Annotated in this window: 13 protein-coding genes and 1 pseudogene; 4 read left to right on the top strand and 10 right to left on the bottom strand. The window is 44.8% G+C overall.

The window, feature by feature from the left end; all coding sequences use genetic code 11:
- Positions 1-343: 343 nt before the first annotated feature.
- Both V7K40_RS11740 and psb27 read left to right on the top strand, forming a co-directional pair.
- Positions 344-460: pseudogene (locus V7K40_RS11740) on the top strand (phosphatase PAP2 family protein); the annotation flags it as partial.
- A gap of 141 nt (positions 461-601) precedes the next feature.
- Complete coding sequence (psb27, locus tag V7K40_RS11735) at positions 602-1,006, top strand: photosystem II protein Psb27 (protein ID WP_334959700.1); 405 nt, start codon at positions 602-604, stop codon at positions 1,004-1,006.
- Between the two features lie 523 nt (positions 1,007-1,529).
- Here the strand turns inward: psb27 and polA are convergent.
- The gene (polA, locus tag V7K40_RS11730) at positions 1,530-4,472 is read right to left on the bottom strand and encodes a DNA polymerase I (RefSeq protein ID WP_334959658.1); all 2,943 of its coding nucleotides are present in this window, start codon (positions 4,470-4,472) and stop codon (positions 1,530-1,532) included.
- A 212-nt stretch (positions 4,473-4,684) separates the two neighbouring features.
- Between polA and V7K40_RS11725 the strand changes: the two genes are divergently transcribed.
- A complete protein-coding gene (locus V7K40_RS11725; RefSeq protein ID WP_334959656.1) occupies positions 4,685-5,554 on the top strand; it encodes a Cof-type HAD-IIB family hydrolase in 870 nt (289 codons plus the stop codon).
- Positions 5,555-5,735: 181 nt separating this feature from the next.
- On the opposite strand, the gene V7K40_RS11720 is transcribed toward V7K40_RS11725, so the two are convergent.
- Positions 5,736-6,749, bottom strand: a complete 1,014-nt coding sequence (locus V7K40_RS11720; protein ID WP_334959654.1) for a DALR anticodon-binding domain-containing protein — start codon at positions 6,747-6,749, stop codon at positions 5,736-5,738.
- A 307-nt stretch (positions 6,750-7,056) separates the two neighbouring features.
- On the opposite strand from V7K40_RS11720, the gene V7K40_RS11715 reads away from it, so the two are divergent.
- A complete protein-coding gene (locus V7K40_RS11715; protein WP_012412419.1) occupies positions 7,057-7,776 on the top strand; it encodes a Crp/Fnr family transcriptional regulator in 720 nt (239 codons plus the stop codon).
- Between the two features lie 78 nt (positions 7,777-7,854).
- Here V7K40_RS11715 and V7K40_RS11710 read toward each other — a convergent pair whose 3' ends face one another.
- The 8 genes from V7K40_RS11710 to V7K40_RS11675 all read right to left on the bottom strand — a co-directional run bounded on the left by V7K40_RS11710 (position 7,855) and on the right by V7K40_RS11675 (position 18,988).
- Positions 7,855-8,901 (bottom strand): PstS family phosphate ABC transporter substrate-binding protein, encoded by a 1,047-nt coding sequence (locus tag V7K40_RS11710; protein ID WP_334959652.1) that lies wholly within the window; start codon positions 8,899-8,901, stop codon positions 7,855-7,857.
- A 191-nt stretch (positions 8,902-9,092) separates the two neighbouring features.
- Positions 9,093-10,070 carry a hypothetical protein gene (locus tag V7K40_RS11705; RefSeq protein WP_334959650.1) on the bottom strand — a complete coding sequence of 326 codons (978 nt, stop codon included), beginning with the start codon at positions 10,068-10,070 and terminating at the stop codon, positions 9,093-9,095.
- Between the two features lie 95 nt (positions 10,071-10,165).
- Positions 10,166-12,238 (bottom strand): alkaline phosphatase family protein, encoded by a 2,073-nt coding sequence (locus tag V7K40_RS11700; RefSeq protein ID WP_334959648.1) that lies wholly within the window; start codon positions 12,236-12,238, stop codon positions 10,166-10,168.
- 144 nt (positions 12,239-12,382) lie between these two features.
- Positions 12,383-13,003 (bottom strand): PEP-CTERM sorting domain-containing protein, encoded by a 621-nt coding sequence (locus V7K40_RS11695; protein ID WP_334959646.1) that lies wholly within the window; start codon positions 13,001-13,003, stop codon positions 12,383-12,385.
- Between the two features lie 521 nt (positions 13,004-13,524).
- On the bottom strand, positions 13,525-14,922 hold the full coding sequence (locus tag V7K40_RS11690; protein WP_334959644.1) for an ABC transporter substrate-binding protein: 1,398 nt from the start codon (positions 14,920-14,922) through the stop codon (positions 13,525-13,527).
- Positions 14,923-14,987: 65 nt separating this feature from the next.
- Positions 14,988-16,064, bottom strand: coding sequence for a PstS family phosphate ABC transporter substrate-binding protein (locus tag V7K40_RS11685; protein WP_334959641.1), 1,077 nt, complete (start codon positions 16,062-16,064; stop codon positions 14,988-14,990).
- Between the two features lie 25 nt (positions 16,065-16,089).
- Positions 16,090-17,490: a serine/threonine-protein kinase gene (locus tag V7K40_RS11680; RefSeq protein WP_334959639.1), complete on the bottom strand. Its 1,401-nt coding sequence runs from the start codon at positions 17,488-17,490 to the stop codon at positions 16,090-16,092.
- A 484-nt stretch (positions 17,491-17,974) separates the two neighbouring features.
- Positions 17,975-18,988: a LysR family transcriptional regulator gene (locus V7K40_RS11675; protein WP_334959637.1), complete on the bottom strand. Its 1,014-nt coding sequence runs from the start codon at positions 18,986-18,988 to the stop codon at positions 17,975-17,977.
- Between the last annotated feature and the right edge of the window lie 206 nt (positions 18,989-19,194).

Here is a 19,194-nt window from a genome sequence, read left to right as displayed (position 1 = left end):
ACGTCACCCAATTGAGTGATGCGTTTAAGCATATAAATGATCTCACCCCATAATCGGAACACCCCTTATCCTCGGAATCGTAGATTTGCTAAACCTTCCCTTTCTGATTTTTGGCGTTGCTGAAGCGCGTAGCGCAAGGCGCTAGCCATATTGAAATACACCATTTGGTTCAACATTGGGGGATATTCTCACAAAACCACACCCAATAGGTGGCCTGGATTTTGGTACTATCGGCTCATCTATAGTCTTTGTGTCAATACTTGGAGTTTGTATCCTGTTCACAACTCTAAAGCAGAGAAGACTAACCGTGGCTGGGTCTTCTAACGATGAATGATATTAAAGTATGCTTCGACAAATTTCTAATTTCTGGTTGCGTCATATACATCCTCGTTTTGCTCCCTTAATTGCCACAATTGGTATTGTTGGACTTGCTAGTTGTTTGCTCATCCTTTTTGTTTTAGTAAATGAGCGCCTTTTAGGGAATGAAACTGCCCTTCACTCCCCTACTCCCCACTCCTTACTCAATTGCTCCCCACTCAATTGATCCCCAAGTTACCAATTCAAGATAGGATGGACGTTGATTTACGTATTCTTTTACTTAATGCATATGAAGCGCTATTGGTCGCGTTTACTTGCGCTGGTTTTGGTTGTAGCTATCGGCTTAATGGGCTGTTCTGGCAGTCGAGATAGTTTGAGTGGGGATTATCGCCAAGACACCTTAGCTGTGGTCAATGTTATGAGACAAGCTCTGGATATATCACAAGATTCACCAGACAAAGCAGCAGTTCAAGCAGAAGCGCGTCAAAAAATTAATGACTTTTCAGCTCGCTATCAGCGGGTTAACTCTGTTTCTGGTCTTGGCTCCTTTACAACCATGCGAACAGCCCTCAACTCCCTAGCTGGACATTACAGTTCTTACCCAAATCGTTCTGTACCCGAAAAACTCAAAAATCGTTTAGAGAAGGAGTTACAGCAAGTTGAAGCAGCGCTAAAGCGTGGCGGTTAACTCTTAACTATTGCCTGCTCCATCATCAAGAGTCAAAAATCAATACTTTTGACTCTTGATTACTTTGTCAAATTGATGTACTTACTAATATCAATTCTCCGTAAACTTGCACTTAATTATTTCTTCTTCCTTCTCTAAAAGACGCTGCGTGAAGGCGTCCTTGGCGTCCTTATTATTTCTTCTTCCTTCTCTAAAAGACGCTGCGTGAAGGCGTCCTTGGTTGTCCTTGGTAAACCAGCGCTCTCCGGCGGGTTTCCCGCCGTAGGCGACTGGTGTTAGCGCCACGGAGAGCGAGTCTTCTCCCTACAGCCCTTTGGGCATCCTACGGCAGGCGCTAGCCTCTCCCTTTGGGAGAAGGGGAGACGCCTTGGGCGAACGAGCGTCACCCGTTCGCCCAAGGCGTTCCCGCAGGGTAGGGCGGTTCGTTTAATAAAAATTAAGTTCATCTTCATAGCGAATTGGTATAAGACAAAAGTACTTTTATACCAATGTAATTGTCAGAATTCTCAGTCTCTAGTTCAACTTACTTGGTCTCCATCCAATTTTCACCGACACGCGCTTCCACCAGCAAGGGTACACTCAACTGGACTGCATTTTCCATTACCGACTTAATTTGTGGTTGTAATTCTTCCCACTGCTGAGGGGGGACTTCAAACACTAATTCATCATGAACTTGCAACAACAAACGCGCCTGATAATTCTTTAAAACCTCATGCAGTCTTACCATTGCAATTTTGATAATATCAGCGTTGGAACCTTGAATTGGTGCATTAGCAGCGGAGCGTAATAAACCTGCATCGTAAGCACCCAAATTCTTCAATTTACTCAGATCAATATCTTCTGGGTTACTGCCTTTTAATTTGCGTAAACTGTTATTAGTAAAATCAAAGTAACGACGACGACCGAGAATAGTTTCTACATAACCAAGAGATATCGCTTCTTTTTTGACTCGTTCCAAATATGCAAAGACTTTAGGATATCGTTCATTAAACCGCTTAATGAACTCATTGGCAATGGTCTTGTCTATCCCAGTTGAGCGCGAAAACCTTAGAGAACCCATTCCATAAATCACGCCAAAATTGATAGTTTTTGCCAACCCTCTTTCTTCTGAGGTTATATTTTCTTTTTCAAAGACTAACCGCGCCGTAACAGTGTGAACATCTTCATTTTGCTGATATGCTTGCACTAATATCGGCTCTTGACTCAAATGAGCCAAAATCCGTAATTCAATTTGTGAGTAATCAGCAGCCACCATTAGCCAACCAGCTTCTGGCAAAAACGCCTTACGAATTTGGCGACTAAAAGCTGTACGAATGGGGATATTTTGCAAATTCGGATTGGAAGAAGATAACCTACCAGTTGATGTCGCTGCTTGATTAAAATCAGTATGCACCCGCTGGGTATCTGGACGCACTAATGCAGGTAATGCATCAACATAAGTAGACTTTAATTTAGATAGAGTGCGGTACTCAATGAGCGCCTCAACAAATCCAGTATTATCATCTTCTTGGAGTTTTTCTAGCGTTGCTGCATCTGTAGAGTAGCCCGTTTGAATTTTACGAGAATGTCTAGTGCTTAACCCCAACTTTTCAAACAATATTTGGCTCAATTGCTTAGGAGAACCCAAGTTAAAATTTTCCCCAGCTATTTCAGTTGCTTTCTCTTTTAACCTGGCTAACTCTGTTTCTAAATGCTGCGAAAGTTCTTGTAAATAAGCTGAATTAATGCGGACACCCGTGTATTCCATTTGGGCTAAAACCGCTTCTAGTGGCTGTTCCACTTCCACTAATAGCTTAGATAAAGCTGGAATTTTATCTAGTTCCTCACGTAATTTCGGGATTAAGCCAAAGGTAGAATAAGCATCCATACCGCAGTAATCTGCTACGGCGGGAATATCTATATCAGCGATGGTTTTACCTTTAGGAACTAAATCTAAGTAACTTTTTGCGATCAATCCCAAATATCGCTGCGCCAAATCCATCAAATTATGACTCGAATCTGGATTTAGAATGTAACTTGCCAGCATGGGATCAAACGCTACTCCCGCCAAATTAATTCCTTGACACTTTAGAACTAAGCGGTCAAATTTGGCATTCTGTAAAGCTTTGGGATAATTAGCACTTTCGAGAATTGGGCGTAGTGTTTCTAGCGCAAAATCTTTATGCAAATTTTCCCCAGTTTTGTGCCCCAAAGGAATATAGGCTATCTCATCTGGTTTCGTTCCCCAACAGCAACCAATTCCTACTAAATCAGCGTCTCTTGGTTCTAAATCGGTGGTTTCAGTATCCCAAGCAACAGGAGTCTGTGGATTAGTGAATTTTTGCAAAAGTTTTACTAACTCAGTTAGTTTGGCTTTGGTGTTGATAATGCGTGGTGTAATCGGGGAAGTGGATTTTTGGAGAACTGCTGCTGTATCACTAGCACTGAAAAACCACAAATCATTATCTTCGTCAGCGCTAAATTCTGAGTTAGTATTGGGATTAATTGCGTCTGTTTTCGCTTCTTGTTTTTCTTCAATTTTGCCACCAAAACGTTGCTGTAGGTCGTTGATTTTCCCTAAAAAAAACTTGAATTCTAACTTTTCTAAAATTGGTGTCAGGACACTTGTATCAAACCCTTTTAATTTGCAATCTTCTAAATTAATTTCTATAGGAACATCCAAAACTATAGTTGCCAAATACCGAGACCTATCGGCATCTTCTTTACCACTTGCTAGTTTTTTCTGAGTTGCGCCTTTAATTTCATCTAACGCAGCATAAATATGGTCAAGGGAACCATAGGTATTTAGCAACTGCACTGCTGTCTTTTCCCCAATTCCCTTGACTCCAGGAATATTATCTGATTTATCACCACAAAGAGCTTTGAAATCCACAATTTGTGAAGGTAAAACGCCCATCTTCTGTTTGACTTGTTCTGCTTCAAATTCCGTAATGCTGCTATTTGTAGAGCGCTTTAGAGCATCTGGACTAAAATTCAGAACAGTGATTTCTTTGTCAGAGTCAATCAGTTGAAATAAATCGCGATCGCCAGTGAGAATTTTCACCCTATACCCAGCAGCAGTTACTCGCTGGGCTAAGGTTCCCAAAACATCATCTGCCTCGTAACCAGGGGCAGTGAAAATTGGGAGATTGAAGCCATTGAGCAACTCATGCAGGTTTGCTAAGTCAGGAATGAAGTCTTCTGGCGTTTCAGGACGATCAGCTTTATAAGTATCGTCAGCTTCGTGGCGAAAAGTTGCCTCGCCCAAATCAAAAGCGATCGCCATTGCTTGGGGCTGTTGTGTTGCCATTACCTCCAGCAGACACTTAACAAAACCAAAACATATACTGGTAGGAATCCCCGTTGTAGTCCGCAGTCCTCCATCTCGCCCTTTGGCGAAAGCAAAGTATGAACGATAAGCGAGGGAGTGCCCATCTACAAGGATGAACGTGGGGCGTGTTGCAGTTGCAGAAGTGATTTCAGACATAACCCTATTTTAGCCAGAAGCTTTGTCAGATAGTTAGCAATTTTAGATGCTCGTTCAGCTTGGCTTTGGCGACAATAGCGCAGTTTTTGCCTACCAATAGCTCCTGTACATGATTTCAGACAAACTGATGTCTACGTATTTGCAGCTTTAGTACTCCCCACTGGTTTCTAGAGCCTGTTAACCTCTTACTTGAACTTAAAATCTAGGAAATTATGCACAAAGCATCTGCCACACATTTGGCATCTACTGATAATCAGGCTGCTGCAAAAGACATTAAACTACTAGTTTTAGATGTAGATGGCACGATCGCTGGACACTCTAACACTATCAGTGCAGGTGTCAAGCAAGCGATTGTTGCAGCCCAAGCCCGAGGAATTCAAGTGGCGATCGCTACAGGTCGAATGTATCGTTCAGCCTTGCGCTTCCACCAAGATATTGGCTCTACCCTACCATTAATGGCCTATCAGGGAGCTTGGATTCAAGACCCGATCAGCCAAAAAGTTCATCGCCATTGGGGTGTTTCCAGGGAAATTGCCCACAAGTTAATCGACTATTTTGAGCAGCCTGAGTTGCGATCGCTCCTATCTGTCCACTTTTACATCAATGATCAGCTATACGTCCGTGAGTTAACTAGAGAAACCCGAATTTATGCAGAACGTTCTGGTATTACCCCGATTCCCGTAGGTGATTTGCGCCAAACCTTAACGAATGAACCAACAAAAATTCTCGCTTTGTGCGATGACACTGATGTGATTGATCAGCTATTGGGGAATATGCGCCGCCAATACACACCTGCTGAACTTTATCTCACAACATCTGTTGCTACCTTTTTTGAAGCAACTAACGCCTCTGTGAATAAGGGAACTGCTGTGCGTTACCTAGCCGAAGAATTGCTGGGATTACAGACAGCCAACGTTATGGCTATTGGCGATAACTTCAATGATGTGGAAATGCTGGAATATGTTGGACTTGGTATAGCTATGGGCAACGCACCAGCAGGAGTGCAAGCGATCGCTCAGTGGGTAGCTCCTAGCGTAGAGGAAGACGGAGCAGCAGTAGCAATTGAAAAGTTTTTGCTGTAATCAGGGCACTTTTTCAAAGTTAACCCATATAAATCAGAAAGGACACCGACGACTGGCCGTGTTTCGTCTCGGTGCCCTAGCTGGTTCGCTCCTCACACACCTGCTAATGTAGCCCAGGTGATGCATTCAGTCAATAGCTATTATAAAAGTTTTTATTTTCTACCTAAGCGACATTACCGATTTATAATTCCAAGGGCGCAAAAACACCCAAGTTTTCCTCTAGCACATATCTTAATACTGACTGAGTAGCCATAAGCAATCCAAGTCTGGCTTGAGCTAGCTCTGGTGAGGTAATTTTCACCTCACCCCAAATCCGGCAATTAGACCAGAAGTTTTCAAAAGCTTGGCTCAAATTCAGCGCTACTTTTTCCCATTTCACAGAACCGCTAATATCAGGGCACTCGATGTTATCTACCACTTGCACTAACTCAGCAATTAGACGACGCTCACCTGGGTGATTTAGCCGCAATGTTCCATCACAATTGAGCCAAGGTAAAGGGTTAGGGAAGATAACACTCCAAAAAGCTGGACTAGTATTTGGAACTGGTTCTCTAAGTTTAATCAATCCTTCTCGATGAGCCATCAGCACTAGCGAACAGCAACGTGCATGGGCGTACTGAACAGCAAACAATGAATTGGGCATTGGGTATTGGGTACTTGTACTGAGCATCTCGGCTTCTCTACAAGACGCTACGCGAACGCTTGATGGACCCGGCGTCGTTGGCGCAGCCTCTCCAAGAGTTGTATTGGGCACAAAAGGCAGAGAGGCTCTTTGCTGGGGGCAAAGGGGAGAATTAAAAATTACCTCTTTTCCCTCTGCTCCCTGCTCCCCTAAACTCTCCACTGCAAGACTTTGTAACCAAGCCGCTAAGGTACAGTGAGTTAATTCAAAATGTATCCACCCAGGGGGAACAATTTGGACGCTAAAAACGTCGCCACAAGTCTTCGATAAATCAGAGGCGATCGCACTGGCAAGCTCCATAGCTTTTCGATTCTGAGATTTTGATAGCTGCAGAGCCACACTTGAGATATATAAAACTCTACCTTCATCTCTATCTTTATATAGAGGAATTTTTTCGTCTTTTACGCATATATTTTCTAGTTTATAAGTATCAATGCTTAGTAGTTTTTTCAGATAACTATATAATAGCTGTTTAATTGACGTATATTTCCTAACTAGTAATTTATAATGCACGTAATTATGTATAAACCCTTATGTAAAATATATTTACTGATTTTCTGTCATCTATCTTGCGAGATAAATATAATTTAGATAAAGAAAAATGAGAAGAGGATAAAATTTGATGAATAATTGATGAATAGTAAGTAAACTTTACTACCATCATTGTACAGTAGGAAGTATAACAAAAGAGTAGAGAGTAATTTGCTTTCTATTCTTTGGATTGGCTGGCGCTGTTAGGCGTTAAGCCTCGCCAATACAAAGACACTCCTTGCACCTTTTTATAACGTCTTTGTCTTCAGCCGAACGCTCTTTGTTACCTATGCAATCTCCATCCTCCTTTTCTGAGGCATCACGGCCTTTTTTAACTTGGCAACGAATTCTTGACTGGGCTCAAGAACACTACCGCTGCCGTACCTTTAGCAAAGATGAGCGCATTCCAGCCCGACCTGGATTGCTATATTTGGTGCAAAGGGGTGCGATCCGCATGGTAGGAACCGCCCAAGTGAGTGCGACTGCCAGTCAGCTAACGTCTCGACGAATCAACAGAACCCCAGAAGAAGCGTTCTTGGGTTTTGTGGGAGCGGGACAGCCATTTGAAATTGTTGCCCAATCACCATTTACACTCCAGGCTTACGCCCATGTTGACCAAACTGCGGTGCTGTGGATGTACTGGCATGACTTAGACAACTGGCCTCACTTCCGTCGCGAAGTTATGGATGCCTTTAGGTATCAGCATCAGCGTAAGCTGCTGTGGCTGAGTGCCTTGGGACAACGCCGCACAATTGACCGCCTCTTAGGATTTCTCACATTGTTAATTGAGGAATATGGAGAGCCAGCAATGAGCGACACTGATCCTGATGTGATTCGCGGTTATTGTCTGCCCTTCCCCCTCACCCATGCCCAAATTGGGAGCGCGATTGGTTCGACTCGTGTCACCGTCACCCGCTTGATGGGTAAGCTGCGTCAACGCGGCTTAATCCTCACCCAAGGGGATAATCTCATTTGCTTGCCAGCAGAATCGATTAATAGAGCTGGTTAAAGCACAGTTCAGAGCGGCGATTTCCGCCACTCTGTCTGGGTGCGATGGGCTACGCCCCGCCGGAGGCGATTGCTCCTGTCAGCGAATTTTGACAAACCCAGCTTGGCTAATCAGTTCTTGTCCCTGCTCAGTCAGTAGTAAGTTGGCGTAAGCGACACCTGCTTGCTGCTCAGTCTGACCATTCTGTTTGACCACCACAAATAGATTGCGAGTAATGGGGTATTTTCCTGATTGGAAAGCTTCAGTGTTCAATTTGTTCCGTTTACCAGGACATTCAGACGGGAGGACAGAAGGTTCTTGGTATGGAGCAATGTATTGCCCTTGCGTCCGCCCCAACGGCAAGGCTTTGATTGAGCATTGAGGAATCACTTCTGGGGCAGAAGCGTAGTAGATGCTGCCAGAACTACTAGCCAATTTTTGCAAGGCTTGGGTGGTTGTGGAGATAAATTCCACATTGGAGCTAAAAGCTTGACCACCCAAGATGTCTTGAACAAAAAGTTCGACTGTACCGCCATCAACAATGCGGCGAGAATAGGGCTTAATCGGGATATTGGGGCCGCCCACCTGGCTCCAATTATTGATTTTGCCTGTATAAATTGACTTTAACTGTTCTATCGTTAGTCCTGAGATATTGAGGTTAGGGTTAACTGCGACTGCCAAACCATCAATTGCCACAGGAATTTGTTTCAAAGTCAACCCACGCTGCTGGGCACGGCTTAACTCCTGATCTAGAACTGGTCGGGAGGACTGGGCAAAAGCTAATTGACCGTCTATCAGTGACTGGATACCAGTACCAGAACCAGGAGATCCATTGCTGGGTTCTACATAGCGTAGCCGAAGTTCTGGTCGCGCCGCTTGAATTCCTGGATCAACTACCAGTCGAATCGGTGCCCAAGATGTACTGCCTCCGTAATTGAATAATCCTGTAGGAACATTTTGTACTGAGGCGAAAGTCTTGCCACTAGGTTGTTCTGATGCAGTTTGGGGCGTTTTGGTACTACCAGAATTAATTGTATTTAGGTCAAGACCAGACTTTCTGGTGAACCACCAAAAACCGCTAGCTATTAGCCCAACCGTGATTAGGATGGATAAAACAAGAATAGGTATTTCATTTTTTTGGGACATACTAAATTACCCGCGCGTCCATTCAATATAAGTGCTTGACTTGATAGGTGCTTGCTACTTGAGATTGTATTGGGAGGACGGGTGTTTTGTTAAGGAATTATGATAAATCCTAACCTCTGACTACAATAGATGCCAAGGTATAATAAATTTCCCCATCAATATCTTTGCCAAAAACTTTGTCTGAGTTGAAATTATTCAAGGAACGGGCTTAGAAGAAGTCCTCCTTGGAGATAGTTCGCATTTAATCCGCGGTCGAGCTTGAGTTGGGAGCCTTTCCCTAGATGACGATCAAAGATGTCGCCATAGTTGCCTACAGATGCAAGAACACGGCGCTGCCACTCGTGATCGAGACCCAGTTCTGGTGCAAAGATTGGCATCGCCCCAGCATTGCCCGCATACCAGCGTGTTTCCGGTCTCTGGGCGTTGATCAATGTATCGACTGTCCACGCGACGATCGCAGACCACTGAGCGTCCGCGGTTCCGGTTGCAGCGATCACCGGAAAGGTCGTCAGTAGCTCCGGGAGGATGCGGCTCGATAATTGGTTAACTCCAGGGTCAAGGCGGATCTTTGCAAGGGTCGTGATCTCATCGGCGATCGCGTGGCAATTTTGGACGTTGTATGTGTCGATCATCTCCCCATCCTCAGAGAACGGCCGACGGAACCAGTTCTTGTGGAGTGCACCGAAGTAAGCCGTCAGGCTGCGCTCGACCGAACTGCCAATCATGAAACAGATGCTTTCTTTGGCCAGGTCGCGGACGTGGTGTGCAGCCGAGGTGGACGCCACCATCACCGCATTGGATTCTACGAAGATAGTAGGGCCAGGTACTAACTTGCCGGCCAGCTTCTGCTCGTCAATCTCCGATCCTGTGAGGAAGTATACGTCGTCCTGCTGGTTACGCACAGCATCGAAGTCTTTCGGCGTTTCGTACTCATGATATTCGATGCGGTCAGGAGATCCCAGCACGGCGGCGGCGATCGCCCGGCAGACGTCGACGTTGAGACCACTCCAGCCTCCTGGCTCGGCTTCAGTTGCCAGACCTGTCCGCTCGACGCTGCCACAGCGAACCACATTGTGTTCCTTGACACGTTTGATCACAGAACCCGCCTGAGCGGTGGAAATCGAGCAGCTGACACCAAGCAGAGTCAGCAAGACTAAGATAAAGCGCATGAATTCTCCTCAGGGAATGTCGAAAAATGGGGATATTTGAAGAGTGCTGAGTAAAGAAGTGAGATTCCCCACTTGTTTATTCAGCACTCAGCACTTTAAGGGTTAGCCTCTGGATAAGTACTTGGTAGTGGGTTGAAGCCCTTGGGGATTTTGTTGACTATCCCCTGGCGCTTGTCCTCCGGCGTGACTCCGATCGCCTGGCAGCCTTGCCCACCGTAGTGCGGGAGTGTGTTTATAACGCTGTCTGGAATCTTCGCAAACGAGGCTGGCAGTGGCGGCGAGATGCCGAGCAGGCGCTTCGGATCAAAGCCTGACAGTAGGCTGTCGGTGATCGGCGAATTGATGTCCCGTGGGCCGAGGTACTTCTGCTCAAATCCTGGCGGCCCGAACTTGTTGAACTGTGGGGAGTTGCCAGCAGCAAGTGCCTGTGCCTCATCGGGCAGGCTGGCAAGGGCAGGTAAACCAAAGATCGTGTTGATCGTCTCGATCACCGAGTTGTGATCGCCCTCGACGTGTGAGACCGCGTGCGTCCGGGCGTAGGGTGAAATTAAAAGTAGTGGCACACGGACACCACGGGAGAGCGGCAGCCCGTCAGGGCCATAGGACAAGATCCTCGGTGGCACATGATCGTAGAAACCATCGGACTCGTCGTAGGTAATGATGATAGCACTCTGCTGCCAAAGCTTCGGATTTGAGGCGATCGCGTTGATCACCCTGGCCGCCATCGCTTCGCTGAGCTGACGATCGGTGTAGCCCGGATGATCGTCATCGCCCGACTTCGCCGCATTAATCGCGGCGATTTCATCTGCGGGTGTATTGGGGTTCGTGATCGGCGGCTTCAACCCCTGCTGGTTCGTGTAGCCGCCACGGACGTAGAACACGCCGCCTTTTGGCAGGGTATCTTTGGCTATGTCGGTGAAAAAGTCACTAAGCCCGCGGAGGTTTTTGCTCACCTCCGGGGTGTTGGCGATATAGCCGAAATACTGTGTGCCGTTGTGATGGGTGACATAGGCATTGTGGGAAGCGATCCCGTTGGTATCGGTCGGTTCGAAATCGTAGCCTTCTTGATACCAGCGCCAATTCACAGGCTCAGTTCGGAGTTGCTGGATATAAGGGATATCCTGCTGGATGTCGGCTAGATCGAATAAAGGATTCCTGTTACCAGCCAAGGCCGACCGAATATCGCGCCCCTGGAAGGTGAGCGGCAGACTGGCGAAGGTCAGGTTCGAGGAGATGTTGTTATCGGCGTAGCTCTCTCTCGTGCCAGCAGGTTGCTTGTTGTCCGTCGTTGTGTCGAACTGGGAGCCATAGAAAGGCTGTGGGTCGTTGACTATGGGTACACCCTGCGTCGTGCCAGTGTGGCTGCCCACAGTGTAAGATTTGCCGCTCGAACCGTGCTTCACCCATTGCGTTTCACCCGACTGCCCCGCGATCATCGCCACCGCATTCGGGGTTGAAGGCGTGTCTTCGGTTGCAAAGATGTTGTCGAAGACTGTAAAGCGACTAGCCCACTTCCAGAAGAACGGAATGGTGTCGCAGTCGATGTGCGACATGACAAGGCGGGCAAACTGCTTGCCCTCAGCAATGTTGGCTGCTCCACCCTTCGATGCGAAACGTGTGTATTCGTCGGAGGCGAACTGATCCATCTGTGGCTTACTGTTCACAACGTGGAGCTTGGTTGCAAGTCCGGTGTGCGAGTGGTCAACGCTGTCAACGACGCTGGAGTTCTGCTCAGGCCCAAGCCGGAATGGCTCAAGCGTGACGGTCTCGCCTTTAGCATCCGTATAGCTCTGGGTGAAACCCGGCGTCTTCTTTGGGTCACGGGGCTTTTGTCCATCTGAGTAGAGTCCGTTAACACCGGGCAACGTGCCATACTCGTTATCGAAGGAGTGGTTCTCGTTAAAGATTACGAAGACATATTTGATCCGCTCGTGAAGTACTTTCGTGAGCAACTTCGGCGGCAGCTTGGGTTCCTTGTGCGGATCATTTAAGTATCGCCTCACGTCTGGCATTACATCTGGCTGAGTTGTGACGGTTGAGTTTGCTGGCAATGCTTCATGTGCAGAAGAATCCTCTGCGCGAGCCTCGCCGAGAAACATCGACGGTATGATCGAGGACGGTAGTAGCAAGAGGGTTAGAGCAAAATAGAACTTTGTAAATCGTTTCAAAGCACATCTCCTTAGTAATTCTTATTCATATACCGCAAGCATTTGATTGATTTAAAATAGGTATTTGGCTTCCACCGTGCTTCATTGGTTCCGAAATTCAGAAAAATTTAACACCTTTGAGCAGAGGCAAAATTATGCTGCTATTTAAGCTTTTTGCTTTCTTTTCAGCCACAAACCGATAGTAGCAACAACTACTGTTCCAGCAAAAGTTTGAGGTTCAGGAACAGGCTCACTTTTCGCAAAAGTAACGCCAGTAATGCCGGAGCTTTGGACACTTCCCAGGTTACTGTTGTCCAAAAATTTTCCATCATTGGTACTACCTGTACCTGTGAAATTTCTGTCAAAATATAGTTCCAAACTGTACAAATTATGGTTTTGCTTTGTCAATAAGCCTGCGTCTGCAAAAGCAAGTATGTTCTCTTGAATGTAAGCTGTATTGCCAGCCAAACTGTTGGATAATGTTCGCAAAACAGTATTGTCATTGACTAAGTTGACAGTCCAACTTGTCAAATCTACAAAAGAACTAGAAGTGGGTAATTGATCCACATCCACTGTGTAAGTCCCATTAAAAGAACTATTTGCTAAATTCACAGGTAGCCCTACTGAACCATCAAGAGCCGCAGGAGCAAAATTTCCTGAAATATTAAATGTTTTCAAATTGACAGCCTGGGCAGGATCTGTACCAATAGCTGCAAGCATAGCGAAACCAAGCGCTGCGGTAGCAGTTGCTTGCGATAACCTTCTTAAAGGTGTTGCATTCAGCATAATTTTGCTGTTAATATTTTTGCCCATAGTTTAGAAAAGTGCGTTCTTTGCACACCGAAAATAATGCCAAAGTGAAGATACTGCTATGGCTAGGCTTGAAGGTATAAAGAAAAATCCAGAAGTCAGAAATGACTGCACCCATAATTTGGTACAATTTCCATCGCATCAAATTATTCTTGATTTTCCCCACAAACGACAGGGTATTAAACAACTCGTCCATTAGCCCTCTGGGTTCGGCAGTTACTCACTTGGGAAAACCTCAAGATTGCAATACCTCACCAGGTGCTAATAAATCCCCACTTCTGTATTTTGTTACCTGAAAATTAATGAAAAGTTAAGAAAAAGCAAAGTTTATTAAATAGTTATGGCAGTATTACTCCGATTTCTCACAAGTGAGAAAAAAGCATTCAGACAATCTGGATAGCAAATAAGTAAGTTGGCATCATAAAACCAAACTATGTAAAGAAAGATAAACTAGGCTAAAACCCTCCTGCCTCCAGCTCTCTGCCTTTCTTCGATGGTTATCGCACTGGTTCAAAGTCATAACCAGTGCCAGAGCGAGAACCAGGAACAATTTTCACAAGTTGGACTGGTGCATTGCGATCGCCTGATGCTAAAAACCGAATTGTACCAGAAGCGCCAGTGGCAGAAAAGTCAGAGGAGAAGAGTGCTTGTTGGACTCCTGATCGTGTGGCATTGCGTTTTAATGCCTCAATCAGGGCTACAGTGGCATCATAGCTGAGGGCGCTTCGCCAACTCACATCACCGCCCCATAACTGCCGTGATTTCTGGGGAAAATCTGACTTAGGATCGCTATCAATGTGCCAGGGAACTGCCACTACCATCCCCGCAGCTTGTTCTCTACCAATTTCTAAAGTTTTGACAGTGTAAACATCATCTCCTCCCAGCAGAATTAACCGTTTCTGGTTAATCTGAACTACTTGTAACGCTTTATCCAGAGTTTCAGTGTTAGCTGCTAACATCAACACTTCTGCACCTTGCTTAGTTGCTTGTTCTAGACTTTTAGCCGCGCTAAAATCCACCTTGGATAAGTCAAATTCGCTGGATACTTGTCCACCCTCTAGGGAAACAGATGAAACAAACTCAGACTTTAAAGACTGGCTATAATTACTTTGAGAATTAAAGAAAACCACTGCATTTTTTTTCTGCAACCTTTTCACCATGTAGTTAGCTAAACTTCTAGCAGCCATAAAATCACTGGGAACCGTGCGAAAAACGTAGCGGCTAAAGTTAGAAATTTTTACAGATGTGCTAGTAGGGGAAATTGCTACAAGTTGTCCAGAATTATAAATAGTACCTGCTGCTAAGGTGGAATCGCTAGTATTAGGCCCAACTACACCTAATACTTCTGAATTGCTAACTAGGCTGGAAGCGATTTGCTTTGATATTTCTGGCTTGTCGTCATCGTTAGCTATCCCTACCCTCAACGGCACTCCCTTGACTCCTCCAGAGCGATTAACTTGATTTTGGGCTTGGGCGATGCCACGTAAAATTTCTAAAGAAATATTGGGGTCAGTTCCTATTGGTATAGAAGTCACAATGGTGTAGCTCTTGGAACCGATCCGGGCATTGTTAAGAAAGATTAATGTTTCTGGATCATTAGGCTTGAGTTTTAAGGCAGCAGTAAAATTAGTGATCGCTTTATCATAACTTTTAGCAGCGATCGCCTGTACTCCTTCTTTTTTTGCAGGAGAAATGTCACCTGGAGTCAAAATTTTTTCCCCAAAACTAATCCGGTTTTCTAGGGATGGATTGCTGCCTGTTTCTTGATTTGAAATGATGGTATTACCAATTTTGAACCCAGAGCCATTAGTAAACCACCACACACCACCGCCAACTATTCCAACTGTCAGCAACAGAGCCAAGGCTAAAATTGTGGTTTCATTCTTTTGTGACATAAAAAAATTTGAATAAAATAAAAATGTTTATTATTTGATTATTTTGCTAAATCTAACCGCTTTGATCATTTAATTCTGACAAATCCAGCCTTTTGGATCAGTTCTTGACCCTGAGGTGTCAGCAGCCAATTTGCATAAGCAACGCCTGCTTGCTGATCTGTTTGACTATTCTGTTTAACAATTACAAATAAATTGCGGGTAATTGCATAGTCACCGCTACGAAACGCCTGAGTATTCAACTGATTACGCTTAGTGGGACATTCAGACGGAGGTACAAAGGGTTCTTGGTAGGGAGGCACAAATTGACCGCTTGTGCGCCCTAGTGGCAGGGATTTTATCATACACTGGGGTACAACCTCTGGGGCAGAAGCATAGTAAATTCCGCCAGGACTTGCAGCTACTTTTCGTACTGCTTCAGTGGTCGTCCCAACATAACTAACGTTGGTACCAAAATTCTCTTTATTTAGAATATTTTCGACAAAGAATTCCACTGTACCCCCAGCTTCTTTGCTACGAGAATAAACTGTAATTGGTAAATTTGGCCCGCCTACCTGTTGCCAATTAGTAATCTTGCCGGTGTAGATTTCTTTGAGTTGGGCGACAGTTAAACCAGGAATGTTGAGATTGAGGTTAACTGCGATCGCAATTCCATCAATCGCCACTGGAATTTCTTTGAAACTAAATCCTTTTTGTTTAGCTTCTGTATTTTCTTCAGCCTTAACCGAGCGAGAAGATTGAGAAAAAGCTAGTTGATTGTCTATCAACATCCGAATGCCAGTTCCAGATCCTGATTCACCTGACGGAGGTTGAGTATAGCGTAAAATAAACTGAGAGCATTGGCTTTGGAGTACGGAGTCTACGTCTTTACGAATAGGTGCCCAGGTTGTGCTACCACCATAGTTGAATGTCCCTTCTGGGAGATTTGGCACGTCACATTTGCTGATGGTATTACTTGTCTTGCCAGTCTCTATAGGCTTAGGAACAGAAATGGTATCTCTGGGATTGCTATTCTCCGACTGGTTCGCAATAAGTTTATTTAATTGCGCCCATCGTGCCATAAAAAACCATAAGCCACCAAAGATTAAGCCAATGGTAATGACTACGGCTAAGAAAAGACTAAGTGTTTCGTTTTTCTGAGACATAGGTGGCTGTTAACACCAGAAGTTTTTAAAGTAACAGAGATAATAATTTATAAATAAGTCGAAATACGGCTGTTAGTGAAATGGCTACTAAGCCTGCTGCAACTGATAAAAAAACTACTGTCTGAATATCAACACCCACCCGTAAAAAGGGAAGAAAATAAATAATCGCAAAAGTAATTGTCGGAATAATTAATAAATCGAACTTTTCAATCCACCGCTTGGTTTGGGCAAATATCAGTATCCCCAAAATCACACATGCAATACTGAAAGTAGCTATTGGTAATTTTACTAGACTAGAGAGGGCGATCGCGATCAATGCACCCTCAAATCCACTAAATGCCGCCCCACCCAATAATTCCACTGTAGAAAACGCTGGTTGAGTTGGTGAACGGGGGGGGACGACGGGACTAGAACTTTTAGGTGGTTGTGCTGGGAGTGTTACAGAAGGCGAATTAAGTTGTGTCGGGGCTAGAGGCTGTGAGTTAAGAGCATCTACAACCTCCTGGGCTGATTGGAAGCGCTGATTAGCAGCAGGTAGCAGCATTTTGTCTAAAATATCAGCAAGGCGAGGGTTGATAGTCACTTGTGATCGCCATTTCCACTGATTGCTGTAGGCATCAAATAGTTGAATTGCTTCCTGATTTGTCAACAAAGTAATAAGAGTTATAGCTAAGGCGTATAAATCTGTAGATGGAAATACTTGACCTCCAGCCATCTGCTCGGGTGGTGCAAATCCCATAGAATAAATTCCCGTGGAAGAAGCAGCAGAACCAGATGCAGCGTTTGTCACAAGCTTTACTGCGCCAAAATCTAGAAGAAAAAGTTTACCATCACGACGGCGCATGATGTTAGACGGTTTAATATCTCTGTGGATAATGCCTCTATGATGGACAAACTTTAGCACCTTCAAGATTTCTTGCAGCACCTCCAACACTTGCTGTTCAGAAAATTTACCCTGTTGAACTAATTCTTCCTCTAGGTTTTGCCCATCAATATACTCTTGTACCAAATAAAAAAACTGGTCTTGCTGTCCCGGCTGCAAACTATTAACTATCACTGGAAAGAAGGCAAACAAGTCAGGAATTTGCTCGTGATCGTTACCAAGCTGTGCTAAAACTTCTGCCTCTCTCTCAAACATTATCTGTGCTTGTTGCAGTTGATTTAAAGTTAAATTACCCGCTGGTTGAAACTGCTTAACTACGCATTGACGCATTCCTGGAATTCGGCGATCGCGTGCCAAAAATGCTGCTCCAAATCCCCCTCTTCCCAGCAGCTTAATTGTCACATATCGACCATCTAGCAGCAGTGGCATACCACAGGTAATACAGTACTTTTGCTGCATTGTTTTCAACGTCGTAATATCATCTAAATCGGCAAAATAGTTTTGTGGGCGTGGGCAACGTGGACGAGTACAGTAAACTTCCATTTTCGTGATTAGTCATTAGTCAAAATAATTCGTAATTGATAATACTCGCCTCTGGCGATAAGCAAGCTATATAATTCGTAATTCATTCAGGTTACAGAGCGATTAAATTTATTTGTAAAGAACAAGAAACTTTTTTCCTGATGTCAAACCCCTAGCTTGGTATGGTACGCTGCGCGAACAACTATGAGGTAATAATTACGAATTACGTAGGCGCAGCCTTCCCGTAGGGGATTACGAATTATTTGGTCATTGGTCATTTACAAAAAAACAAAGAACAAATGACAAAAAAAGAAGTATGAGCGCCGACTGACGGCGATAGCACAGCCTCAACTCTACCAGAGGCTCTGCCAACGAGTCCGCGTAGAGAGCGTGTCTGGTAGAGAGGGTCTGGTTACTATTCCCGGAACCCTACTCAAAAGCCAAGCTACGCGCAGCGGCGACCTCAAAACAAGGGTACAGAACTTCAAAGACTAATCACCAGATTTTAGTCTTCGCCGCCGGAGGTGGGCGTTGCTATATCTAATGTAGTTACCACTATGTTTTTTTGTGGCAATGTTAACACATCTTGATTCCATCCAGGATTAGCAAACTGGGGCAAAATTTCCCGACTAAAAGCTTCTGCGGCCTTGGATCTATAGCGATTGGGATTAAAAATCAGCCACAGCGTCCGTTTGACGACGACGCCTTCAATATTGGCAGAGTGCAGAACACCCATTTGTAACTCTTTAGCGATCGCGCTAGTTGAAACAAAGGCAGCTCCTAAACCAGATTGCACAGCATTTTTAATTGCTTCAATGGAATTTAGTTCCATTTCAACTTTAAAACGTCTTGTATCAATCTCACAGCGTCCTAGCACTTGGTCAATTACTTTGCGGATAGTCGATTGGGAATCTAGGGCAATGAATTGTAATTTGTATAGCTCTTCTTTTTGGATTTTTTCATGTTTGGCTAAGGGATGAAAGACAGGTAGAATCAGCGCTAGTTCGTCTTCAGCGTAAGGAAGAACTTCTAAAGATTCTGATAGTTCACCCGGAATTTCACCGCCAATAATTGCCAGATCAACTTGTCCGTTAGCGACACTCCAAGCAGTTCGCCTGGTGGAGTGGACGTGTAATTGCACTGCCACATCTGGATATTTGTGTCGGAACATCCCAATCATTTTGGGCAAAAGATAAGTGCCGGTGGTTTGAGAAGCACCGACAATCAAAGTACCGCCTTGGAGATTTTGTAAATCCTCGATCGCGCGGCAGGTTTCCTGACACAGGCTGAGGATTTTTTCACCGTAACTAAGGAGTAGATGCCCTGCTTCGGTTAATTGGGCGCGTCGTCCGCCACGGTCAAATAAGGGGACATCCAGCTGTCGTTCGAGATTTTGGACTTGCAAGCTGACGGCAGGTTGGGAGACATAAAGACTATCAGCGGCGCGCTTGAAGCTTCCTTCTTGGGCGATCGCTATTAAAATACGTAACTGATCTAAAGTGAAAGGAAGGTCAGACATAAGGCTCAACCCACAAACTTTGAAAGGAGCGGATGCACACAATAAATCAGGTTTGGCAGCAATCAGCTCGGCATGATTTGTTGCATATTAAACTTGAAGGCTTGATTCGAAAAAGACAGTAGCACAACATCTTGACTAAAGTCCCCTTTTGAACACTTTGTGGTATTGGTTGTACTGAATTCAATTTTCTTTAAATTACTTCACCC

Origin of the sequence: Nostoc sp. (assembly GCF_036917195.1) — a bacterium.
Taxonomy (GTDB): domain Bacteria; phylum Cyanobacteriota; class Cyanobacteriia; order Cyanobacteriales; family Nostocaceae; genus Nostoc.
Note: the sequence above shows the minus strand (reverse complement) of the source record. Positions and strands in the feature narration are given on the sequence as shown.